The organism is Parasaccharibacter sp. TMW 2.1891 (assembly GCF_023337675.1).
Taxonomy (GTDB): Bacteria; Pseudomonadota; Alphaproteobacteria; order Acetobacterales; family Acetobacteraceae; genus Bombella; species Bombella apis.
On the sequence record NZ_QORT01000001.1, the window covers coordinates 132,763 to 155,929 of the forward strand.

Genomic DNA, 23,167 nt, shown 5'->3' on the forward strand with positions numbered 1-23,167 from the left:
GCCAGGGTCTCAGACTTCCGTGCTGGTCTCGGTTTCCACGACCGTGCGGAGGCGTCGCAGCCGTAACGTGTTGCAGAGCACGAAGATGCTGGAGAGCGCCATGGCCCCTGCGGCGAAAGGGGGGGACAGCAGCGTGCCAGTGAATGGGTAGAGCACCCCTGCGGCAATCGGCAGCAGCACGATGTTGTAGGCGAAAGCCCAGAAGAGATTCTGCCGTATGATGGTCATCGTGGCCCGGGACAGGGCAAGGGCATTGGGCACGGTCATCAGGCTCTCGCCCGTCAGGACGAGGTCTGCGGCCTCTATGGCGATATCTGTTCCATGGCTGATGGCAAGCCCGGTGTCAGCCTGTGCCAATGCAGGGGCGTCATTGATGCCATCGCCCACGAAGGCCACGGAACCGTGTGTCTTCTGAAGGGTCCGTATGGCCTCACCTTTTTCATGCGGCAGGACCTGGGCGATGACGTCCTCGATTCCGGCCAGGCGGGCGATATGCCGGGCTGTAGGTTCGATGTCCCCGGTAATCATGGCTGTCCGTATATTCTGGGCCCGCAGGGCTGCAACGGCTTTCATGGCGGAGGGGCGGATGGGGTCCGCCACGCCCATGAGGGCCACGATCTGCCCCCCATGGGCCATGAAGAGGGGGGACGTGCCTTTCTGGCTCAGCTCTGCAGCAAGCCGGTTGGCTTCTGCATTATGGAAGCCCAGAGCCCTCATGCAGGCCTGGCTGCCAAGATGGATGCTCTGCCCGTCTTCATCCTGCGCTTCTATGCCCAGTCCGGGCATGATGCGGGCATGACGGGTCTTTACGGAAGGCAGGTCCCGTTCCTGCGCAGCTGTGACGATGGCCCGGCTGACAGGGTGGTCGGACTGCGTTTCGACCGAGGCGGCAAGAGCCAGCAGGGTGTTCTCGGCCTGCTCAGGATGGTCGGAGGTGTTCTTGTCCAGCAGGTAGAATTCTGTCATCCGGGGCTGGCCGGCCGTCAGGGTGCCGGTCTTGTCGAAGGCAACCAGAGTGGTGGATTCCAGCGTCTGGAGGGCTTCGCCCTTGCGGAAGAGGATGCCCATTTCCGCCGCTTTGCCCGTACCGACCATGATGGCTGTTGGCGTGGCGAGGCCCATGGCACAGGGACAGGCGGCGATCAGTACGGCAATGGCATTGACGAGAGCATGGCCCAGCGCCGGGGCAGGGCCCAGAAACAGCCAGATGAGGAATGTCAGCACGGCCAGCAGAATGATGGCTGGGACAAACCACAGGGTCACTTTGTCCACGAGGGACTGGATGGGCAGTTTGCCACCCTGGGCCTGTGCGACCATGCTGATGATGCGGGCCAGCATGGTGTCGGCTCCAGTGGCCGTGGCCTGGACCGTCAGTGTTCCTTCCTGGTTGATGGTCCCGCCGATGACGGTATCGCCGACCTGCCGGAGGGCTGGCATGGGCTCGCCTGTCAGCAGGGATTCATCCAGATGGCTTTCCCCTTCCAGTACGATTCCATCCAGTGGAACCCGCTCGCCGGGGCGGACAAGAAGCCTGTCGCCCGTCTGTATCTGGGCGACAGGGACAATGCGGCATGTTCCTTCAGTCAGCAGATGGGCATGCTGCGGTTGCAGATGGGTCAGTTTTTCCAGCGCTGCGGATGTGCGGCCTTTTGCTCTGGCCTCCATCATGCGTCCCAGAAGAACGAGCGTCAGGATGGCCATGATGGTGTCAAAGTAGAGATGCTGTGTACCGGCTGGCATCAGGGTGGGGCAGAACACCACGAGGCTGGAGTACAGATAGGCGGCCCCAGTCCCCAGTGCGACCAGTGAGTTCATGTTTGGTGCCCGGCGCAGCAGGGCCGGTATCCCGGCCTGGTAGAAGCGCCGGCCCGGCCCCAGCAGGGCGACACTGGCCAGTGCCCATTGCAGCAGGGGCTGTATGGCAGGTGGAATGAGACCAAACCCGTGTCCCATTGTCATGAACAGAATGGCCAGCCACAGCAGGGCAGACATCATCAGGTCCCGCCACTGGGTTTTCATGGCCTGCTTCATGCGTTGTTTCTGTGTCAGGGCATTTTCCAGCCCTGTCTCTCCCTCCAGCAGCGAGGCGGCGAATCCCATTTTCTGGATGGCGCTGATGAGCGCCTGATGTGTGGCTGTCCCGGTTACCTGTGCGGTGGCGGTTGCCAGATTGACGCTGGCCATCCTGACGCCAATGACGTCCTGAAGGCTCTTCTCCACCCGTGTGGAGCAGGCAGCGCAGCTCATCCCTTCAATGCGTAATGTGATGGGAGGGGACGGGACATCATACCCGGCCTGTTCGACAGCCTGGATGAGAGCCGTGCGGGAGGCCGTGCCTGTGACATGGGCCGTGGCAGTTGCCAGATTGACGCTGGCCTGTTCAACGCCTGGAACGGCCCGGAGGGCTTTCTCCACCCGTGCGGAGCAGGAGGCGCAGCTCATCCCTTCTATGGGAAGCGTCTGGGATGATGGTGAAGCAGGCATGGGGCTCCCCTGTATGGTGGTGTCAGGCTGGTATATCGTGCAGTAGCATGTGGAACAAAAGTAGCATTTGCTGGGCATGGGTGAAGAAAAAACGTTTTTCTGCATGGGAGTTAGACAGACATATGCAGAAAAGACGAGGCTCCCATGAGAGAAATTTGCTGAATGGTAAAATGATCAGTGGTATGTTTACCGGCAGTCAGTAATTTTCTGGCGCAAATGCAAGATTTGATCCGCCAGACCGGTTGTTCCGGTATAGTGGCGGATTCAGGGAGGAATATCCATGGCGGACGCTATCAATGTTGATGAGCTCAAGTCCAAGGCTGAGGAAATCGTCAACCCCGATGAACTGAAAGCCAAGGCTGAGGAATATGCCAGCCGTGCCCAGGAGGCATTCCAGTCCATCAGCAAGGACCTGAAGCCCAAGAGCCGTTGCCAGTGTGTTGGTCAGACGCTGCTGTGGAGTGGTGCCATTGTGGCCGCTCTGGCTGGCCTGTGTGCCATTGGCCGCTGGCTGAAGAAGTAAGCCTTCAGAGCCAGTTCTGCAAAAAGATGCAATCGAAAAACCCCCAGTCCTGTGGCTGGGGGTTTTTCGTGTCCGGTTTCAGTTGCGCACCGCCCTGGCAAGGGAGCGGATTTTCTCCAGTGCCGTGGGGATGCTTCTGGCTGTGGCGTGGCCGTGTTCATCATAGGTGGCGGCCATCTCCTTGATGATGGCGGATGCCACGACGGCCCCGTCGCTGATGCGGGAGGCCGTGCGGGCCTGCTCCGGCGTGCTGATGCCAAAACCGGCCACGACGGGAAGGTCCGTGGCGGCCCGAAGGCGGGTCATGGCGGCTTTCAGCTGCTCTTCCGTGGCGCTGCGTGTGCCTGTGATGCCCGTGATGCTCACATGATAGACGAATCCGCTGGCCTTCCTGAGGATGGTCTTCAGCCGGTCATCCGGGGTGGTGGGGGCGGTCAGGGTGATCATGTCCAGCCCTTCCGCTCTGGCGTGGGGGGCCAGCTCCTCGGACTCCTCAGGCGGCAGGTCCACCACGATCAGCCCATCCACACCGGCGGAGCGGGCATCCTTGCAGAATCGCTCCACACCGTAACTGTCGATCGGGTTGTAATAGCCCATCAGGATGATCGGCGTATGGTCATTCTCCTTGCGGAAGTCCCGGATGAGCTCCAGCGTTCCCTTCAGGGTGGCCCCGGCCTTCAGGCCACGCCGTGCGGCTAGCTGGATGGTCGGGCCATCGGCGGAGGGGTCGGAGAAGGGCACGCCGACCTCGATGAGATCGGCCCCGGCCTCGGGCATCTGGCGCAGCAGGGCCAGGGATGTCTCCCTGTCCGGGTCGAAGGCTTCCAGATAGGGCAGCAGGGCACCACGGCCCTCTTTTTTCAGGCGGTCGAAACAGGTCTTGATGCGGCTCATGGTGGCTCTCCTTACAGTTTCACGCCCAGATGGGCCGCAACGGTGGGTACGTCCTTGTCACCCCGGCCGGACAGGTTGACGATGATGGTCTGGTCTCTGGTCATGGTCGGGGCCATGACGATGGCATGGGCCACGGCATGGGCACTTTCCAGCGCCGGGATGATGCCCTCCAGCTTCGTGAGGGTCTGGAAGGCGTCGAGGGCCTGATCGTCCGTGGCGCTGACGTAGTTCACCCGGCCAATATCCTTGAGCCATGAATGTTCCGGCCCGATGCCGGGATAGTCCAGCCCCGCACTGATGGAGTGGGCCTCCGTGATCTGCCCGTGTTCGTCCTGTAGCAGGTAGGTGCGGTTGCCATGCAGGACGCCGGGCCTGCCACGGGCGATGGACGCTGCCGTCTTGCCGCTGTCCAGCCCCAGCCCGGCGGCCTCCACGCCGTAAAGCGGGACATCGGCATCATCGAGGAAGGGGTGAAAAATCCCCATGGCGTTGGACCCGCCCCCGATGGCGGCGATGACGGCATCCGGCAGGCGGCCTGTCTGTTCCTGTATCTGCTCACGGGCTTCTGTCCCGATGACGGACTGGAAGTCCCGCACCATGGCCGGGTAAGGATGTGGCCCTGCCACCGTGCCGACAAGGAAGTAGGTGTTCTCCACATTGGCCACCCAGTCCCGCATGGCCTCGTTCATGGCATCCTTCAGCGTGCCGGCTCCCGCCGTGACGGGATGGACCTTGGCTCCCAGCAGGTGCATGCGGAAGACATTGGGCTTCTGCCGCTCCACATCGGTGGCCCCCATGTAGATTTCGCAGTCCAGCCCGAAGAGGGCACAGACGGTGGCCGTGGCCACGCCGTGCTGTCCGGCCCCGGTCTCGGCCACGATGCGGGTCTTGCCCATGCGGCGGGCCAGAAGAATCTGGCCCATCACGTTGTTCAGCTTGTGGGAGCCCGTGTGGTTCAGCTCTTCCCGCTTGAGGTAGATCTGCGCTCCGCCGAGCGTCTCGCTCAGCCGTCTGGCGTGCCAGAGCGGGCTGGGACGGCCCACATAGTGGCGGAGGTAATAATCCAGCTCTTCCTGAAACTGCGGGTCAGTCTTGGCGTGGTTGTAGGCTTTTTCCAGTTCCAGCATCAGGGGCATGAGGGTTTCGGCCACGAAACGCCCGCCGTGGATTCCGAAATGCCCCCGTTCATCCGGTCCGGTGCGAAGGGAATTGAGCTGGCTGGTGATGGGTTTGTCTACTGGCATGATGTGTGTCTTTACGTCTTGAATGAAGGATCAGTCGATGGATGGGGAGGCGGCCTCCAGCCCCAGGGCCTGCCGGATGAGCGTTTCCTGCTCGGCTTGGTGGATGCCGGGCAGCCCGGTGGCGGGTGAGGCGGAGGCCTTGCGCCCGGCATAATGCGGGCGGGTGCAGGCATGGCCGATCTCCCGCAGGCAGGCTTCGATGCGCCGGTCCACGAACTGCCAGGCCCCGCCATTTTCCGGCTCTTCCTGACACCAGATGACGTCTTCTGCCTGGGGGTGATGACCCAGCTCTTCGGCCAGGGCATGATGGGGGAAAGGATAGAGCTGCTCCAGCCGGATGATGGCGCAGTGTTTCAGTCCGGCGTCTTCCCTTTGCTGGAGGAGGTCGTAATAGACCTTGCCACTGCACAGGATGACCCGCCGTGCGCCACCGGCGCAGGTGGCATCGGCAATGACGGGCGCAAAGCGTGTCTGCGGTCCCATCTCGCTGAGCAGGGAGACGGCCTGCTTGTGCCGCAGGAGCGACTTGGGGCTGAACACGACCAGCGGCTTGCGGCAGCGGCGGGCGATCTGCCGCCGGAGCAGATGGAAGAAGCTCGCCGGGCTGGAGGGCATGCAGACCCGCATGTTGTTCTCGGCACAGAGCTGGAGGAAGCGCTCCGGGCGGGCGGAGGAATGTTCCGGCCCGGCTCCCTCATAGCCGTGGGGCAGGAGCAGGGTCAGGCCGGATGTCCGCAGCCATTTTGTCTCTCCGGCTGCAAGGAACTGGTCGATGATGATCTGCGCCCCGTTGGCGAAGTCGCCAAACTGGCCTTCCCACAGCACCAGCGCATCCGGGTTGCCCAGAGAATAGCCATACTCGAACCCCATCACGCCATATTCGGAGAGGGGGGAGTTCCACACGTTCACGGGAGCCTGCCGGGGGGCGATATGGGCCAGCGGCGTGTAGTGATGGCCCGTATGCTGGTCCGTCAGCACGGCATGGCGCTGGCTGAAGGTTCCCCGGCCGCAATCCTGCCCGGAGAGGCGTATGGCGTGGCCATCAAGGGCCAGCGTGCCAAAGGCAAGGGCCTCTGCCGTGGCCCAGTCCACCGGGCCGCCCTCGGCCAGCGTGGCCTGCTTCGCCCGAAGCTGCCGGGCCAGACGGGGATGGACGGTGAAATCCGCCGGAATGGCTGTCATTGCTTCCCCAACCTGCTGGAGCCGGGGCAGGGGCACGCCCGTCATGGGCTGGATGCGTTCGGGCGTGTCCAGCAGGCGGGTGGGGTCCTGCGGGCTGTAATCCAGCCAGTCGGTCGGGTCCGGCTGGTAGGTGTCGGCATCCTCGAAGGCCTGATGGAGCTGGGCCTGCACATCATCCCACAGGGCCTCCACCTCGGCAGGGTGGATGTCCGTCTCGGCCAGAACCTTCCCGGCATAGAGGCGGCGGAGTGTCGGGTGCTGGCTGATGGTCTGCACCATCGCAGGCTGCGTGAAGGCGGGGTCGTCCGTCTCGTTATGGCCGTGGCGGCGGTAGCTGATGATGTCCACCACGATGTCGCTGGCAAAGGTCTTCCGCCATTCATGGGCAAGGGCGGCACAGCGGGCCACGGCCTCGGGGTTGTCGCCATTCACGTGCAGGATGGGGGCCTGCACGGTCTTGGCGATGTCGGTGTTCCAGATGCCGGAATGGGCCGAGTCCGGGCTGGTGGTGAAGCCCACCTGATTGTTGATGATGAGATGCACCGTGCCGCCGGTACGGTATCCTTCCAGCCGGGACAGCTGGAGTGTTTCATACACCACGCCCTGCCCGGCGAAGGCGGCGTCCCCGTGGACGAGAATTCCCAGATGCTTCTGGCGGTCCTCATCCCTGTCCCTGTCCTGGTCGGCCCGGACACGGCCCAGCACGACCGGGTCCACCGCCTCCAGATGGGACGGGTTGGGGAGGAGGGAGATGCGGATCTCGTGGCGGCCCTGCCGGATGGTGGTCGTGGTGCCCAGATGGTACTTCACGTCCCCGGAGACCCGGATGCCTTCCGGGTAGAAGGCCTTGCCTGCGAATTCGCTGAAGATGGCGGCATAAGGCTTGCGCAGGATGTTGGCCATGACATTCAGCCGCCCCCGATGGGGCATGCCGAGCGAGATGGAGCGCACGCCGTCCCGTGCCGCCTCATTCAGCAGGGCCTGAAGGGCGACGATGAGGCTTTCTCCGCCTTCAAGGCCGAAACGGCGCATCCCGGTGAAACGCTGCTGGCAGAAGGTCTCGAAGCCTTCGGCACGGGTGAGCAGGCTCAGGATGCGCTCCTGCGAGAGGGGCAGGGCGGTGGCCGGTTTTTCTTCCAGATGGTCGATCCACCACTGCCGCTGCTGGCTGTCCTGAAGGTGCATGAACTCCGCCCCGATCGGCCCGCAATAGGTCCGTTTCAGGCGGGCCAGCAGGGCAGGGTCGGTCTGGCTGTCGGGGGTGAGGGCATCGATCTGGCGGGCAGGGCGCAGGCCCAGCGGGTCCAGCTCTGCCTGGAGATGCCCGCAGAGGCGGAAGGCCTCCTTCAGCCGTTCATCCCGCAGGCTGACGTCCGGGACCGTGGCGTGCGGGCCTGTCTCATGTCTGGCAGGGTCGCCCATGGTGGCGAACAGCGTGTCATAGTCGGAAGGGACGGAGGCCGGGTCCTCCAGCCACTGGGTGTACAGCTCACCGAGATAGGCGATGTTTTCGCCATTGATCGCATTCTGGTGGTTCGGTGAGCCCGTCATGATGGCATCTTTCCTTCTTGCCTCGCTGGGAGGGTATTTTTAACCGATCGTGCCGGGAAGGCAAAATCTTCCCTCACCTTGTCGTCAGAGGGGCCGGGACGGCTTGCCTGCCCTGCCGGAGGGCGGTAGCGTGACTGTCACCATGAGTACGATTTCTATCAATTACGAGGCTGTCAGGCGGGCCGTGGTCAGCCGGGTGCCATGTCCGCACATTGTGGTGCCGGATTTCCTTGCGGGGCCGTCGCTGGCCCGGGCCGTGTCCCTGCTGCCGGAGATACGGGCGGGCGGGTCTTTCCCCATCGGGGCGCTGGAGCTCCATCCCGAGCTCAAGGCCATGATGGAAGACTTTGCCGGGCCCCGGCTGAAAGAGATCGTCTCTGAGAAATTCGGGCTGGATGTCCGTTCTGCGCCCAGCATGGTGACCATGCGGGGCCAGACACGGGCCAGGGATGGCCGCATACACAGGGACAGTGCCTCCAAGCGTGTGACCATCCTGCTCTATCTCAATGACCCGGAAAAGGATTGGGATCACAAGGGGGGGTGCCTGCGTTTTCTCAACGGGCCTGACGATGTGGAGGATTATGCCAGCGAGATTCCGCCTGTTGGTGGCACGCTGGTCATTTTCCCCAATGGGCCGGACACATGGCACGGCCACCGCCCCTATGTGGGGGCACGTCACACGGTCCAGCTCAATTACATGGCGCGGGATGGCCGTGCCCGGTATGAGCTGGTGCGCCATCATGTGTCCGCCTTCTGCAAGCGGTTGCCTTTTTTCGGGTAGAGACAGCTCTTATAATGAGGCCCGGATGGGTTTCTGAATGAAACGGGGCGGGGTTGGGCCCTGCCCGAGGGAGAATGAGAGAATGGGTTACAGGGTTGCCGTCGTTGGAGCGACAGGGGCTGTTGGGCGTGAGATTCTGAAGACACTGGCGGAACGTCAGTTCCCGGTGGATGACATCGTGGCACTGGCCTCCGCCCGGTCTGCCGGGCGTGAGGTGTCCTTTGGTGAGAAGAAGGTCCTGAAGGTCCAGAATCTGGAGACGTTCGATTTCACGGGCTGGGATATCGCCCTGTTTTCTCCCGGTGGGGCGGTATCTGCAAAGTATGCCCCCAAGGCTGCGGCAGCGAAATGTCTGGTCGTGGACAACACGTCCCATTTCCGCATGGAGCCGGGCGTGCCGCTCGTGGTGCCGGAGGTCAATGCAGCTGCCCTGAAAAAGGCCCGCAAGGGCATCATCGCCAACCCCAACTGCTCCACCGCCCAGATGATGGTGGCCCTGAAGCCGCTGCATGACCTGTTCCGCATCAGGCGTGTGGTGGTGTCTACCTATCAGGCCGTGTCGGGAGCCGGGAAGTCAGGCATGGATGAGCTGTTCAGCCAGACGAAGGGCAGCTTCGTGAATGACGCACCGACCATTGCCCAGTTCACCAAGCAGATCGCCTTCAACCTGATCCCGCATATCGACCGCTTCATGGAGGATGGTTCCACCAAGGAAGAGTGGAAGATGGCGGTCGAGACCCGCAAGATTCTGGACCCGGACATCAAGGTTCTGGCCACCTGCGTGCGTGTGCCGGTCTTCATCGGTCATTCCGAGGCCATCAGCATTGAGTGTGAGAAGCCGGTCGATCTGGAGAAGGCCCGTGCCGCCCTGCGGAAGGCTCCGGGCGTCGTGCTGCGGGACGAGCGGGAAGATGGCGGTTACGTCACCCCGATCGAATGTGTGGGTGAGGATGACACCTATGTGTCCCGCCTGCGCATCGACCCGACCGTGGAGAACGGTCTGGCCTTCTGGTGCGTGTCGGACAATCTCCGCAAGGGAGCAGCCCTCAATGCCGTGCAGATTGCCGAAAGCCTGCATGAGCAGCATCTGATCGGCAAGGACTCGCCGCTCTGGCAGCCGGTTGCCCGCCCGGAAGAGCCGGCGTAAAAGGCGTTACTTTCTGGAAAAGGTTCTGCATTTCTGGTGGAACCTTTTCATAAGTTACGCCTGTAAAAGAGTGTAAGTGAAATCCTCTTCCCAAAAGGTGGTGCTGTCTCCATAGTGGATGAGCTATGTCTTATTTCACTTACACGCCTCCTCGCACGCCTGTTCCCTCCGGGGGGCGGGTTGGTGTTCTTCTCGTCAATCTCGGCACGCCGGATGATACGGGGTATTTCTCCGTCCGCCGCTATCTGAGGGAGTTTCTTTCAGACAGGCGGGTGATCGAGGCCCATCCCCTCATCTGGCAGCCGATCCTCAACACGCTGGTGCTGGCCCGTCGGCCCTCGGCCAGTGGGGCCAACTATGCCCGCATCTGGGACAGGGAGGAGAATGCCTCCCCTCTGCGTGTCTTCACCCGCAAGCAGGCGGAAGGGCTGGCCGAGCGTCTGGCCCCGGATGGAATCCCGGTGGCCTGGGGGATGCGCTATGGCCAGCCCTCTGTGAAGCAGGCCGTGGCGGAGCTGATGGACCAGGGTTGTGACCGTATCGTCAGCATTCCTCTCTATCCGCAATATTCCGCCACGACGACCGCAACGGCCAATGACCAGCTGTTCCGTGCCCTGATGCGCCTGCGGCGTCAGCCTTCCGTGCTGACGGTTCCTTCCTTCCCGGATCATCCACAGTTCATTGAGGCCCTGGTGGCTTCCGTGCGCCGGGTTTATGAGGGACTGTCTTTCACGCCGCAGCGTCTGGTGGCCTCCTATCATGGCCTGCCGAAAGAGTTCGTGGAGAAGGGCGACTCCTACCGGGATGAATGTGTCCGCACGACGAAAGCTCTGGCGGCGGCTCTGGGTCTGAGCGAGGAGGAGGTTCCGCTGACCTTCCAGTCACGCTTCGGCCCCATGGAATGGTTGCAGCCTTATACGGCCCCTTACATCTCGGCCCTGCCGAAACAGGGGATCACGAAGATTGCCGTCATCATGCCCGGTTTCATGGCGGACTGCATCGAAACGCTGGATGAAATTGGCCGTGAGGTGCGTGAGGAATTCATGGAAGCAGGTGGTGAGGAATTTGCTTTCATTCCCTGCCTGAATGATGCGCCAGAGGCTGTCACGTTGCTGGAGACCCTCTCCCGGCAGGCCATGAAAGGGTTCCAGTTCTGACTGGGTGAAGGAACATTCCGTTCAGGCATGAAAAAACCCGGCCATTTCTGGCCGGGTTTTTCTGTTCACACAGGAACGGTCAGGCATCAGTGAGCCGCAGGCTGTGCGTCACTTTCCGGATGTTCGGCATCGTACCACTGGGCCTTCTGGTTTGTCGCAGCAGCAGAATGGTTGTTCTGCCACCAGCCGGAACCATTCTGCTTGCTGTCGACAGGATGTTCCTTCTCCCACAGGGCAGCTTTCTCGGCGATGCTCTTGCGGTATTTGTGGCGCTGATACATGCCGACGGCGCAGCCGCCTACAGCACCGATTACGCCATGCTTATGGGCAACATGGCCAGCTACGGCCCCGGCGGCACCATATTTCAGGCAACCACCCGGCTCGGCCATGGCTGGAGCAGCAGAACCGGCCAGCACGGCAGCAGCGATGAGAGAGTAAATCTTGCGGGTCATGATCTGATCCTTGCAGAAAAATGAGACTGGCCTGTTGGTCATGGATGAGTGGCGTCCGGTTTCGGCCATCATGATGAAAGGCACGCCCTCTTATTGCTCATAATGGAGAGAGCGTCCATTGCCCCTTCATGATATGGGGAGAGGGACAGGGCTGGAAAGGATGCTAAAGGTTAATCTTTACTTTAATGATACGATCACACTATGGGGAGCGCCAACATGACAAAGGGACCACGCTGGGAAAGACAACCTGCCTGGCCAACGAAAGAAAATGGAATTGTCAGGGGATGAAATGGTCGGAGTGAGAGGATTCGAACCTCCGGCCCCTGCGTCCCGAACACAGTGCTCTACCAGGCTGAGCTACACTCCGACTTTGTGGGGCTATTCCTACCCTTCATCAGGGAAAGGCGCAAGGGGCAAACGGACTGTTTTTATAGAAAAATGAAGCCTTCTTTACAGAAATGGGCATGACACGCAAAAAACCCGCCTCCCAGAAGGAAGAGCGGGTTTTTTGCAAAGAACCGGGCAAAGGGGCGTGTCTGCCTCGCCTGCCGGGTGCCTCAGAGGGCTTTTTCCAGAGCGGGGAGAAGCTCGAAGAGATCCCCGATCATGCCATAATCGGCCACTTTGAAGATCGGTGCTTCAGGGTCGATGTTGATGGCAACGATCACACGGCTGTCCTTCATCCCGGCGAGATGCTGGATGGCCCCAGAGAGGCCGGTGGCGATATAGAGTTCGGGGGCCACTACCTTGCCGGTCTGTCCGACCTGCATCTCATTGGGCGCAAAGCCGGAATCAACAGCCGCACGGGAGGCCCCGATGGCAGCGCCCAGCTTGTCGGCCACTGGTTCCAGCAGGGTATGGAAGTTGCTGGCATCCTTGAGGCCTTTGCCGCCAGAGATGACCACACGGGCCACTTCCAGCTCCGGCCGGTCAGACTGGCTCTGTTCCAGTTTTACGAAGCTGCTTTTGCCGTCATCTGCCGGAGCGTCCAGCACGTCGATGGGGGCACTGCCACCTTCTTCTTCCACGGGGTCGAAGCTGGAGGAGCGGACAGTCATGATTTTGATGCTGTCGCTGGACTGCACGGTAGCCAGTGCATTGCCCGCATAGATGGGCCGCACAAAGGTGGCATCATCCTTGATGGCCACGACGTCGGAGATCGGCTGGGCGTCCAGCAGACCAGCGAGGCGGGGCAGGATGTTTTTGCCAGTGGAGGACGCTGCGGAGAGGATATGGCTGTAAGACTCTGCCAGGCTGGCCAGCAGGGCAGCCGCAGGTTCGGCCAGAGCATGGTCCAGTGCGGGGACATGCAGGACCTTGCGGATGCCCGGCAGTTTGCTGGCGGCCTCTGTTCCTGCCTTGCCCAGAAGCAGGGCATCGACATCGCCAAAGCGGGAGGCAGCGGCAACGGCGGAGCGGGAGCCCTGACGGATCCTGCCGTTTTCGGCTTCAATCAGAACAAGTGCGGTCATCAGATCACCTTCGCTTCCGTCTTGAGCTTTTCGACCAGCTCTTCCACCGTTTCCACAATGACACCGGCCTTGCGTTCCGGCGGCTCCGCCACGCTGACGACCTTCAGGTGCGGCGTCAGGTCCACGCCGAGGGAACCGGCCTCGATCGTTTCCAGCGGTTTCTTGCGGGCCTTCATGATGTTGGGCAGGGAAGCATAGCGTGGCTCGTTGAGGCGCAGGTCCGCCGTGATGACGGCTGGCAGGCTCAGGGAGACGGTTTCCGTTCCGCCATCGACCTCACGGGCGACCTCGACCCTGCCATCGGCAATTTCCACCTTGCTGGCGAAGGTCCCCTGCGGCCAGCCCAGACGGGCGGCCAGCATCTGGCCTGTGGCGTTCATGTCGTCATCAATGGCCTGTTTGCCCATGGAGACAAGACCCGGCTGTTCTTTCTCCACAACGGCCTTGAGAAGGCTGGAGACGGCACGGGGTTCGACTTCGGCATCGGTCTGGATGAGGATGGCCCTGTCGGCACCCATGGCCATGGCCGTGCGCAGAACATCCTGAGCGACCTGTGCCCCGATGGTAACAGCAACCACCTCGTCAGCCTGGCCTTTCTCACGAAGGCGGAGGGCCTCCTCCAGTGCAATTTCGTCGAACGGATTCATGGACATTTTCACGCCCTGCGTTTCGACACCACTACCATCAGCCGCGACACGCGGCTTGATGTTGTAATCAACAACCCTTTTGACGGGGACAAGAACCTTCATGGTCATCCTTTGTTGCTGTCGCGGCTCAAAGTGAAACTGTCTTCAGACTATCCCCTTTTGTCTCAAAAGTCACATCCCGGAAGGATAGTTGGGCCCGCTGCTGCCCTCTGGCGTGCACCAGGTGATGTTCTGGTCCGGGTCTTTGATGTCGCAGCTCTTGCAGTGCACACAGTTCTGGGCATTGATGACCAGCTCGTCCGTTTCGCTGGTCTCATAGACACCAGCCGGGCAGTAGCGGCTCTCCGGTGCGGCGAAGCGGGTCAGGTTGACCTCTTTCCATGTGGCCATGTCCTGCACTTTCAGGTGTACGGGCTGGTCCTCATCATGGCTCAGATTGCTGAGGAAGACGGACTCGGCCCGGTTGAAGGTCAGTGTCCCGTCCGCCTTGGGGTAGCTGATTTTTGGGGCCTTTTCTGCCGGGATCATCGTCTCGTTGTCGGCATGGCGATGGCGCAGCGTCCACGGGGCCTGCCCGCGGAAGATCATGCTGTCGATTCCGCTATAGAGGGCCCCGCCCAGCATCCCCCAGTGCGAGAAGGCCGGACGGATGTTGCGGGCGGCGTGCAGTTCCTTCCACAGCCACGAGCTTTTGAGGCGGTCCATGTAGGAAGACGCTTCGGCCTGCTCATTCTGGATGGCGTCCATCACCGCCTCGGCAGCGATGATGCCGGATTTCATGGAGGTATGGATGCCCTTGATCTTGGGCATGTTGAGGAAGCCGGCACAATCGCCTGTCAGCACCCCTCCGGGGAAGACCGGATGGGGCAGGGACTGCACGCCTCCCTCAGAGATGGCCCGTGCCCCGTAGATGATGCGCCGGCCACCCTCGAAATGCTCCCGGAAGGCCGGGTGCTGCTTGGTGCGCTGCATTTCCTCGAACGGTGACAGCCACGGGTTGCGGTAATCCAGGGCCGTGATGAAGCCGTAGGAGACGAGATTTTTCCCGAAATGGTAGAGGAAGGCCCCGCCGTAGGTGTGTGTGTCCAGCGGCCAGCCGAAGCTGTGCTGCACGAAGCCGGGGCGGTGTTTTTCTGCCGGAATTTCCCAGACTTCCTTGATGCCAAGGCCGAAGGTCTGTGGGTCGGCCCCCTTGCGGAGCTCGAAGGTGTTCATGGCCTTCTTGCTCAGGGAGCCACGGGCACCTTCGGCCAGAATGGTCTGGCTGGCCCGCAGGATCATGCCCGGCATGTAGTCCGGTTTTTCTTCTCCCTTCCGGTTCACGCCCATGTCCCCGGTGATGATACCGCAGACCCTGCCATTCTCGATGAAGAGGTCAGCTCCGGCGAAACCGGGATAGATTTCGACTCCCAGAGCCTCGGCCTGTTCTCCCAGCCAGCGGCAGAAGGCTCCGAGAGAGATGACGTAATTTCCCCGGTTGTCCATCTGCGGCATGAGCAGATGCAGGGCCGGGACGGGGAGAGCGGCCTTTCTGGTCAGGAACAGCAGCTTTTCACTGCTGACGGGTGTATCCAGCGGGGCCCCCCGTTCTTTCCAGTCCGGGAAGAGTTCGGCCAGCGTTGTGGGCTCCAGTACGGCGCCAGAGACGATATGGGCGCCGACTTCGCTGCCCTTTTCCAGCAGACAGACGGAGAGGTCCGGATTTTCCTGTTTCAGCCGGATGGCCGCCGTCAGTCCGGCAGGCCCCCCACCCACGATGACAACATCAAAAGCCATTTCTTCCCGTTCAATGGCGGTGTTATCGCTCTGTGGCTGCGTCATGGCGTACTCCTGCTGGCTGCCTGAAACATGAAGCTGTACGGGGGACGTATCTCACCCTTTCCGTGTGAAGGTCCAGTAAAAAGGCTGCCGTCCTTCACGGAAGGCCTTGGCCTCATAACGGGTGGGGGACCAGCCCTCAGGCCGTTCCAGTGCAGGGGCTGGAGCCTCGAAGAGGTCCTGCTGGCCCATCACTTCTGTGACCCACTCCTGATAGACGGGATGGTCGCTGGCCACTCGCCAGTGGGCACCGGGCTTGAGGAGTCTGGCCATCTGCCGGATGTTTTCGGGATGGATGAAACGCCGTTTGGCATGGCGTGCTTTCGGCCACGGGTCCGGGAACATGAGGTAGGCCCGGTCCAGGCAGCCATCGGGCAGGCCCTTCAGCAGCTGGCGGCCATCTTCCGCCCAGAGGCGCAGGTTGTCAGGACCGGTGGCCGTGGCCTCTTCGCCTTCGGGAATGATGCGGGAGAGGAGGGAGCAGACGCCGTTATCGAACACTTCCGAGGCGATGTAGCCTGTCTCGGGGTTCCGGGCCGCCTGATCGAAGGCATGTTCACCGCCACCGAATCCGATTTCCAGATAGAGCTTTGAAACCGGCTTCCCGAAGCCCTTCAGCGGGTCGGCCATGTTGCGGAAATGCACACGGGGCAGGGCCTCATCCAGCAGGCGCTGCTGGCGGGGGCGGAGAGGATGGCCACGCTGGCGGCCATAGAGACGTTCGGGCTGGGGTTTGATGTCGTCAGGCAACGGTCGATACACAGTCTGAAAATGGCAAAAAGCCCCCACCCTCAACGCATGGTCCATGCGGGTCGGGAGAAGGGGCCTGAAGGGTGGAGGGGGACAGCCCCCTCCATGGAGACAGACTCAGCGGTTGAGCGCGCTCTTGAGCTGCTCGGCCAGGTCGGTGTTCTCCCATGTGAAGTTGTCCAGAGCGGGGTCTGGAATACGGCCAAAATGCCCGTAGGCAGCCGTCTTGGCGTAGATGGGGCGGTTCAGGCGCAGGCGTTCACGGATGCCACGGGGGGAAAGGTCCACCATCTCGTTCAGCAGGGAGCCGAGGCGGACCTCATCCACATCCTTGCCGGAGCCGTCGAGATCGACATAGACGGAAAGCGGACGGGAGACGCCGATGGCGTAGCTGAGCTGGATGGTGCAGCGGTCGGCCAGACCGGCAGCTACCACGTTCTTGGCGAGGTAGCGGGCGGCATAGGCGGCGGAACGGTCCACCTTGGTGGGGTCCTTGCCGGAGAAAGCCCCGCCACCGTGAGGGGCGGCACCGCCATAGGTGTCCACGATGATCTTGCGGCCTGTCAGACCGGCATCACCATCCGGCCCACCGATGACGAAGTTGCCCGTCGGGTTGACGTAGAATTCGTGTTCCGGGCACATCCAGCCTTCCGGCAGGACTTCACGCACGGTCTCACGCACCATCTCACGGATGGTGTTCTGCCGCATTCCTTCGACATGCTGCGTGGAAACGACAACGGAGGTCGCACCGACCGGCTTGCCATCCACATAGCGCAGCGTGACCTGGCTCTTGGCATCTGGCAGCAGGCCGACGCCACGGGCATCACCCTGCTTGCGGTAGTCCCGGATGCGCTCGAGGATGTTCTGGGCATAGAACAGGGGAGCAGGCATCAGCTCTTCTGTTTCACGTGTAGCGAAACCGAACATGATGCCCTGGTCACCGGCCCCTTCATCCTTGTCGCCTGCGCTGTCCACGCCGACGGCAATGTCAGCGGACTGGGCATGGAGGAAGGAGGTGATCTCGGCCTTTTTCCAGGAGAAGCCTTCCTGGTCGTAGCCGATGTCCTTGATGGCCTGACGGGCACGGTCGATCAGGGTGTCCTCCACGGCCTTGGGGCCACGGACTTCACCGGCCAGAATGACACGGTTGGTGGTAACCAGCGTTTCACAGGCTACACGGGCTTCCGGGTCGGCTTCAAGGTAAGCATCGAGGACGGTATCGGAGATACGGTCTGCCACCTTGTCGGGATGACCTTCGGAAACGGATTCAGACGTAAAGAGAAAATCGCCGTGATTGCGCACTCAGGGACCTCACAGGGAATGAGTGGTGAAAAGAGGCTGCCCCTGCCCCCCGAAAGGCACAAGTGACAGGAAGTAAGAGTTCTATCGCTTGGCTGAAAATACCCTCGAGGTCAAGAGCGGGCTTACTGCATGGCCGGGATGTGCTGTATGGGAGGGGCATGATGAATATGAGAGGATAGGTTTCAGAGTGACTGGATGTGCAGGGGAAAATGAAATCCTGTTCCGGGAAGAAGAGGATTTTCTCAGAACCCAGCTGATTACCTATCTGGGAAATAAAAGGGCGCTTCTGGATTTCATCGAGGCAGCCATCGTCGATGTGAAAACAAGGCTTGGTAAGGATCACATTGATTTTCTTGACCTTTTTTCAGGAACAGGCGTCGTGGCCCGCATGGCCAGACGCCATGCCAGATGTATCCACTGCAATGATCTTGAAGAGTACAGCTTCGTTACGAATACCTGCTACCAGACGAACAGGGGGGCTCTTGATATTCATGAGCTGGATCATGAAATCCGGCGGATCAGACGGGATGTTGAAACGAATTTCGAGCCGGGCTTCATTGCGGAATTATATGCTCCGCAGGATGATCGCACCATAAAATACGGAGAAAGAGTTTTTTACACGAGACGGAATGCCATTTTTCTGGACAGTTTTTGTAGAGCCCTTGCCCAGACACCGGATCATCTGAAACCGTATGTTCTTGCTCCGGTCATTGCCCAAGCTTCCGTGCACACGAATACATCTGGTGTTTTCAAGGGATTTTACAAGAATCGGGCCGGATTTGGTCAGTTTGGAGGAGATTCCCGCAATGCCTTGTCCCGCATCATGCGGAATATTGAGGTGGTTGCGCCGGTTCTGAGCCATTTTTCCTGTGAGTCGTTCATTCATAAGGGCGATGCGAATGACGTTGTAAGGGATGTTGGGAAGGTGGACATTGCCTATTTTGATCCCCCTTACAATCAGCATCCTTATGGATCGAACTATTTCATGCTGAATATCTTATGTGATTACAGGAGACCGCTTGATATCAGTCGGGTTTCCGGCATCCCGAAGGAGTGGAACAGATCTTTCTACAACAAGGCACGACATGCAGAGACACGTCTCTTTGATGCCATTGACAATGTGAAAGCCGATTTCGTGCTTATTTCCTATAATTCCGAAGGGTTCATCAAGCGTGACCGTTTCATATCGGAACTCTGGTCCTTGGGGAAGGTGAGTGTCATGGATACGTGTTACAACACGTTCCGTGGCTGCCGGAATCTGTCTGACAGGGACAGATATGTAACAGAGAATCTGTATCTGGTGGACAAAAGGTAAGGATACACGACCAGAAAGGACGGGATGGCATGCGGGACCTGCCTGTTGGCAGCTCCCACATGATGCAGGGGGCTCAGGGTGTGTTCAGTACGTCCTGCATCCCGTAAAGGCCGGGGGTGCGGCGGGGATCAGCCAGCCAGAGGGCGGCTTTCAGTGCCCCACGGGCGAAGACACGGCGGTCCAGCGCCCGGTGGGAGAGGGAGATTTCCTCATCAGCGGCAAAGAAGCGCAGATCATGCTCGCCAACAACCTGCCCGCCCCGCAGGGAGGCAAAGCCGATGGCACCATCAGGCCGTTTCCCGTTCTGATCCAGCCGCCTGACAGCCTCGAAGTCATCATCCCGGCCTGCGGCTACGGCTCGACCGATGGCCAGTGCCGTGCCAGAAGGTGCATCCAGCTTCTGGCGGTGATGGACTTCCAGAATTTCAGCATCGTAGTCCGGCAGGGCGGCACCGAGCTGACGGGCCAGGGAAAGCAGCATCGTCAGGGCCGGGGAGAAATTGGCCGCCTGTAGAACGGCTACCTGTCCGGCGGCTTCATGCACGGCCTGCTGGGCTGCTCCGTCCAGCCCTGTTGTGCCCAGAACCCAGGCACAGCCTGCCGCAGCGAAGGCTTTGGCATGGGCGGGGACAAGACTGGCATGGCTGACATCAATGATGACATCGCATCGGCTGGCCAGTTCTGATGCGCTGGAGACGATGTTGCGGGCAGGGTCTGCCGTGCGGGACAGGCCGCCAGCCAAAAGGGCCCCGGCCTCCTCGGCGCAGAGATGGCCAAGACGCCCTGTGATGCCAGCAATGCCGATGCTGGGGGAGGTGTTGCTCATCGTTGGTGTCCTTTACCGGTGGTCAAGGAGCTTTTTGACACGGGCAAAGAAGCCGGTATGTTCCGGGCTGCCTTTGCTGTGGTCACCGCTTTCGGCCTCAAACTCCTCCAGCAGCTCACGCTGGCGCTTGGTCAGATGGCTGGGTGTTTCCACGGTGATGCGGATATACATGTCACCTCGTGCCTTGGAGTGCAGGACGGAGAAGCCCTTGCCACGAAGGCGGAAATTGTCGCCTGTCTGTGTCCCGGCAGGGATTTTCACCATTGTCCGGCCACCATCAATCAGCGGCACTTCGATCTCGTCGCCCAGAGCGGCCTGTGTCATGCGCAGGGGCACACGGCAGTGGATATTGGCTCCTTCACGCTCGAAGATGCTGTGACTGTCCACCGTGACCAGAACATAAAGGTCCCCGGGCTGGACACCTTCACCTCCGGCTTCGCCCTTGCCTGCCACACGGATGCGGGTGCCATCTTCGATCCCAGCCGGGATGTCGATTTTTACGGTCTCTCTGGCGGCTTCCGTACCGCTGCCGTGGCAGCTGTGGCATGGATTGCTGACAGTCTGGCCTGCGCCGTTACAGGTGGGGCAGGGGCGCTCCACCACGAAGAAGCCCTGCTGTACCCGCACGGCACCCTGCCCGTGACAGGTCTGGCAGGTCTGCCGGCTGGCGTTGGGATCGGCCGAACCTGAACCATGACAGCTGGAACATGCCTTGCGTGTGGCGATTTCGATCTCCCTGCTGATGCCTGAGAAGGCTTCCGTCAGGGAAATGTCGACCTGGACCTGTACATCCTCGGCCTGACGCTGCTGGCGGCCACGACGTCCGCCCATATTGAACATTTGCTCGAAAATGTCGCCCAGACCGCCAGCATCAAAACCGCCGAAGCCGCCACCAAAACCACCGGCTCCACCGCCGCCGCCCATACCGTTCTGGAAGGCATCATGGCCGAAACGGTCATAGGCGGCCCGTTTCTGGTCGTCTTTCAGCACTTCGTAAGCGGCGTTGACTTCCTTGAATTTCAGCTCGGCCTTTTCGTCCCCCGGATTGCGGTCGGGATGGTAGCGCATGGCCAGCTTGCGATAGGCCTTTTTGATCTCTTCACCGCTTGCGGAGCGGGAGACACTGAGTGTCTCGTAATAATCCATCTGTGTAGCCATAGTGATCCTCAGTCACGCAGGAGAGCGGACACCCGGACAAGGCGTGCGGGGTGTGGCCTGCCGGAGCCGGGCAGGTGCAAGGCCCTCAATGTAAAAAGGGCGCCTGTTCCCCGCAGAGAGAGGGAAACAAGACGCCAACCGCAGGAAAGGAGCCCGGCCTGCCGGCACGGACTCCGTCCCTTTTCAGCGATTATTTCTTTTTCTTGTCGTCAACATCTTCGAATTCAGCATCGACGACATCTTCGTCAGTCTTGCCACCGGCCTGATGCTCCTCACCGGCGGAAGCGCCGGCCTGATGGACGGCCTGGCCAACCTTCATGGCAACCTGTGTCAGATGCTCGCTGGCGCTCTTGATGGTCTCGGCATTGTCGCCTTCCAGAGCCTCGCGGGCCTTCTTGATGGCTTCCTCGGCTTCGGTCTTGTCAGCGGCCGGAACCTTGTCACCATTTTCGGAGAGGGTCTTCTCCGTCTGATGGATCATGGCTTCGGTGCTGTTACGCAGGTCCACCAGCTCGCGGCGGGCCTTGTCAGCAGAGGCGTTCTCCTCAGCTTCCTTGACCATGCGATCAATGTCGGCATCGGAGAGACCACCATCGCTCTTGATGGAGATGTTCTGCTCCTTGCCTGTGGCCTTGTCCTTGGCGGAGACGTTCACGATACCGTTGGCGTCAATGTCGAAGGTCACTTCAATCTGCGGCACACCACGGGGAGCCGGAGCGATGCCTGTCAGGTCGAAGTTGCCGAGCAGCTTGTTGTCCGCAGCCATTTCGCGCTCACCCTGGAAGACCTTGATGGTCACGGCAGGCTGGTTGTCTTCGGCTGTGGAGAAGGTCTGGCTCTTCTTGGTCGGGATCGTCGTGTTGCGGTCGATCAGACGGGTGAAGACACCACCCAGCGTCTCGATACCGAGGGACAGCGGGGTCACGTCCAGCAGCAGCACGTCCTTCACGTCACCCTGGAGCACGCCACCCTGCACGGCGGCACCGATGGCAACCACTTCGTCCGGGTTCACGTTGCGGGCGGGTTCCTTGCCGAAGAACTCCTTCACGCTTTCCACGACCTTCGGCATACGGGTCTGGCCACCGACAAGGATGACTTCCTTGATGTCAGCCGGTGTCAGATCAGCATCCTTGAGGGCCTTGCGGCAGGGCTCCAGAGAGCGCTTGATGAGGTCTTCAACGAGGCTTTCCAGCTTCGCACGGGTCACCTTGACGACCAGATGCTTCGGACCGGAGGCATCTGCCGTGATGAAGGGCAGGTTGACTTCCGTTTCCTTGGCGGAGGACAGCTCGATCTTGGCCTTCTCGGCGGCTTCCTTCAGGCGCTGGAGGGCCATCTTGTCCGTACGCAGGTCCAGACCCTGCTCACGCTTGAACTCGTCAGCCAGATAGTCGATCAGCTTGTTGTCGAAGTCTTCACCACCGAGGAAGGTATCACCGTTGGTGGACTTCACCTCGATCACGCCATCGGAGATTTCGAGGATGGAGATGTCGAATGTACCACCACCAAGGTCATACACGGCCACGTTGCCGGAATCGCCCTTCTCGAGCCCGTAAGCGAGAGCGGCGGCGGTCGGCTCGTTGATGATGCGCTTGACGTCCAGACCAGCGATGCGGCCCGCATCACGGGTGGCCTGACGCTGTGCATCGTTGAAGTAGGCCGGAACGGTGATGACGGCTTCGGTCACCTTCTCGCCCAGATAGGCCTCTGCCGTCTCTTTCATCTTGCCGAGAACGAAGGCGGAAATCTGGGACGGAGCGTAGTTCTCACCACGGGCACGCACCCATGCATCGCCGTTGTCGCCCTTCACGATTTCGTAGGGAACGGTCTTCTGGTCCTTGGCGACGGTCGGGTCATCGTAGCGGCGACCGATCAGACGCTTGACGGCATAAAGCGTGTTGGTGGGGTTGGTGACGGCCTGACGCTTGGCGGCCTGACCGACCAGACGCTCACCGCTATCTGTAAAGGCAACGACAGACGGCGTGGTGCGGGCACCTTCGCTGTTCTCGATCACCCTGTTCTCGTTACCCTCGCGGACTGCAACGCAGGAGTTGGTGGTCCCGAGGTCAATACCAATAATCTTGCCCATGGATATCTGTCCCTTTTCAGCGGCTTCCCACAACCCCTCAAGGCATTGGGAGAAGCCCTATTGCGACGTTATCAGGTCTGGGGGCAGGCCAAGGCCTGCAACACCCTTGCTGTTCGATCTGGGGAGGGGTGTCTTGTGTTTCAAGAGCAGGAATGGAAAAGATTTACAGTGTCCTGCTGGAGGTGTGAGGAGTTTCTTTTTGGTCAAGGTCTTCTTTTTCGGGTAAGGTCCCACCTTTACCCTGCAACCGGTTTCATCCGTGGGAGCCTGTCTTCTGTCCTGTCTGTTTTCCCTGTTCCGCAAGGCGGGCCGTCTTCTGCCCCTGTTTTCCGAGCCGGGGCGGGGCCCGACCCGGTGTTCGGTTCTTTTTCTGCC

General features: G+C 60.8%; 18 protein-coding genes and 1 tRNA gene. 5 read left to right on the forward strand and 14 right to left on the reverse strand.

Annotated elements, in window-relative coordinates:
• Nucleotides 1–9: 9 nt before the first annotated feature.
• Nucleotides 10–2,484, reverse strand: a complete 2,475-nt coding sequence (locus tag DTJ15_RS00565) for a heavy metal translocating P-type ATPase (RefSeq protein WP_249109198.1) — start codon at nucleotides 2,482–2,484, stop codon at nucleotides 10–12.
• Nucleotides 2,485–2,764: 280 nt separating this feature from the next.
• Here DTJ15_RS00565 and DTJ15_RS00570 point away from each other — a divergent pair, with 280 nt between their 5' ends.
• On the forward strand, nucleotides 2,765–3,007 hold the full coding sequence (locus tag DTJ15_RS00570; RefSeq protein WP_043558707.1) for a hypothetical protein: 243 nt from the start codon (nucleotides 2,765–2,767) through the stop codon (nucleotides 3,005–3,007).
• Nucleotides 3,008–3,085: 78 nt separating this feature from the next.
• Here the strand turns inward: DTJ15_RS00570 and trpA are convergent, their stop codons facing one another.
• The 3 genes from trpA to DTJ15_RS00585 are packed head-to-tail and all read right to left on the reverse strand — an operon-like array spanning nucleotide 3,086 to nucleotide 7,878.
• Complete coding sequence (gene trpA / locus DTJ15_RS00575) at nucleotides 3,086–3,901, reverse strand: tryptophan synthase subunit alpha (protein ID WP_081562494.1); 816 nt, start codon at nucleotides 3,899–3,901, stop codon at nucleotides 3,086–3,088.
• Between the two features lie 11 nt (nucleotides 3,902–3,912).
• Nucleotides 3,913–5,145, reverse strand: a complete 1,233-nt coding sequence (trpB, locus tag DTJ15_RS00580; RefSeq protein ID WP_043558701.1) for a tryptophan synthase subunit beta — start codon at nucleotides 5,143–5,145, stop codon at nucleotides 3,913–3,915.
• A 30-nt stretch (nucleotides 5,146–5,175) separates the two neighbouring features.
• Complete coding sequence (locus DTJ15_RS00585; protein WP_249109199.1) at nucleotides 5,176–7,878, reverse strand: 2-oxoglutarate dehydrogenase E1 component; 2,703 nt, start codon at nucleotides 7,876–7,878, stop codon at nucleotides 5,176–5,178.
• Nucleotides 7,879–8,020: 142 nt separating this feature from the next.
• On the opposite strand from DTJ15_RS00585, the gene DTJ15_RS00590 reads away from it, so the two are divergent.
• The 3 genes from DTJ15_RS00590 to hemH all read left to right on the forward strand — a co-directional run bounded on the left by DTJ15_RS00590 (nucleotide 8,021) and on the right by hemH (nucleotide 10,963).
• The gene (locus tag DTJ15_RS00590) at nucleotides 8,021–8,659 is read left to right on the forward strand and encodes a 2OG-Fe(II) oxygenase (protein ID WP_043558803.1); all 639 of its coding nucleotides are present in this window, start codon (nucleotides 8,021–8,023) and stop codon (nucleotides 8,657–8,659) included.
• An 82-nt stretch (nucleotides 8,660–8,741) separates the two neighbouring features.
• Nucleotides 8,742–9,806 carry an aspartate-semialdehyde dehydrogenase gene (locus DTJ15_RS00595; RefSeq protein WP_081562491.1) on the forward strand — a complete coding sequence of 355 codons (1,065 nt, stop codon included), beginning with the start codon at nucleotides 8,742–8,744 and terminating at the stop codon, nucleotides 9,804–9,806.
• 125 nt (nucleotides 9,807–9,931) lie between these two features.
• The gene (gene hemH / locus DTJ15_RS00600; protein ID WP_043558690.1) at nucleotides 9,932–10,963 is read left to right on the forward strand and encodes a ferrochelatase; all 1,032 of its coding nucleotides are present in this window, start codon (nucleotides 9,932–9,934) and stop codon (nucleotides 10,961–10,963) included.
• Nucleotides 10,964–11,049: 86 nt separating this feature from the next.
• Here the strand turns inward: hemH and DTJ15_RS00605 are convergent, their stop codons facing one another.
• From DTJ15_RS00605 to metK, 7 genes are all read right to left on the reverse strand, one after another.
• Nucleotides 11,050–11,415: a hypothetical protein gene (locus tag DTJ15_RS00605; RefSeq protein ID WP_081563347.1), complete on the reverse strand. Its 366-nt coding sequence runs from the start codon at nucleotides 11,413–11,415 to the stop codon at nucleotides 11,050–11,052.
• 290 nt (nucleotides 11,416–11,705) lie between these two features.
• A tRNA-Pro gene (locus DTJ15_RS00610) sits at nucleotides 11,706–11,782 on the reverse strand.
• 190 nt (nucleotides 11,783–11,972) lie between these two features.
• Nucleotides 11,973–12,887 carry an electron transfer flavoprotein subunit alpha/FixB family protein gene (locus DTJ15_RS00615; RefSeq protein WP_103765761.1) on the reverse strand — a complete coding sequence of 305 codons (915 nt, stop codon included), beginning with the start codon at nucleotides 12,885–12,887 and terminating at the stop codon, nucleotides 11,973–11,975.
• Entirely contained in the window at nucleotides 12,887–13,636 is a 750-nt protein-coding gene (locus DTJ15_RS00620) for an electron transfer flavoprotein subunit beta/FixA family protein (protein WP_086431745.1), read from the reverse strand. Before DTJ15_RS00620 ends, DTJ15_RS00615 begins: the two co-directional genes overlap by 1 nt.
• A gap of 69 nt (nucleotides 13,637–13,705) precedes the next feature.
• Nucleotides 13,706–15,355: an electron transfer flavoprotein-ubiquinone oxidoreductase gene (locus tag DTJ15_RS00625; RefSeq protein WP_249109200.1), complete on the reverse strand. Its 1,650-nt coding sequence runs from the start codon at nucleotides 15,353–15,355 to the stop codon at nucleotides 13,706–13,708.
• Between the two features lie 51 nt (nucleotides 15,356–15,406).
• Complete coding sequence (locus DTJ15_RS00630; RefSeq protein ID WP_081562490.1) at nucleotides 15,407–16,159, reverse strand: tRNA (guanosine(46)-N(7))-methyltransferase TrmB; 753 nt, start codon at nucleotides 16,157–16,159, stop codon at nucleotides 15,407–15,409.
• Between the two features lie 60 nt (nucleotides 16,160–16,219).
• A complete protein-coding gene (metK, locus tag DTJ15_RS00635) occupies nucleotides 16,220–17,404 on the reverse strand; it encodes a methionine adenosyltransferase (protein ID WP_081562489.1) in 1,185 nt (394 codons plus the stop codon).
• Between the two features lie 187 nt (nucleotides 17,405–17,591).
• On the opposite strand from metK, the gene DTJ15_RS00640 reads away from it, so the two are divergent.
• Nucleotides 17,592–18,719, forward strand: a complete 1,128-nt coding sequence (locus tag DTJ15_RS00640) for a DNA adenine methylase (protein WP_197981632.1) — start codon at nucleotides 17,592–17,594, stop codon at nucleotides 18,717–18,719.
• A gap of 73 nt (nucleotides 18,720–18,792) precedes the next feature.
• Here DTJ15_RS00640 and dapB read toward each other — a convergent pair whose 3' ends face one another.
• The 3 genes from dapB to dnaK form a co-directional block, all read right to left on the reverse strand.
• Nucleotides 18,793–19,545 (reverse strand): 4-hydroxy-tetrahydrodipicolinate reductase, encoded by a 753-nt coding sequence (gene dapB, locus DTJ15_RS00645; protein ID WP_248460302.1) that lies wholly within the window; start codon nucleotides 19,543–19,545, stop codon nucleotides 18,793–18,795.
• 12 nt (nucleotides 19,546–19,557) lie between these two features.
• Nucleotides 19,558–20,703, reverse strand: coding sequence for a molecular chaperone DnaJ (gene dnaJ / locus DTJ15_RS00650; protein ID WP_043558680.1), 1,146 nt, complete (start codon nucleotides 20,701–20,703; stop codon nucleotides 19,558–19,560).
• A gap of 190 nt (nucleotides 20,704–20,893) precedes the next feature.
• The gene (gene dnaK, locus DTJ15_RS00655; protein ID WP_043558677.1) at nucleotides 20,894–22,792 is read right to left on the reverse strand and encodes a molecular chaperone DnaK; all 1,899 of its coding nucleotides are present in this window, start codon (nucleotides 22,790–22,792) and stop codon (nucleotides 20,894–20,896) included.
• Nucleotides 22,793–23,167: the final 375 nt, after the last annotated feature.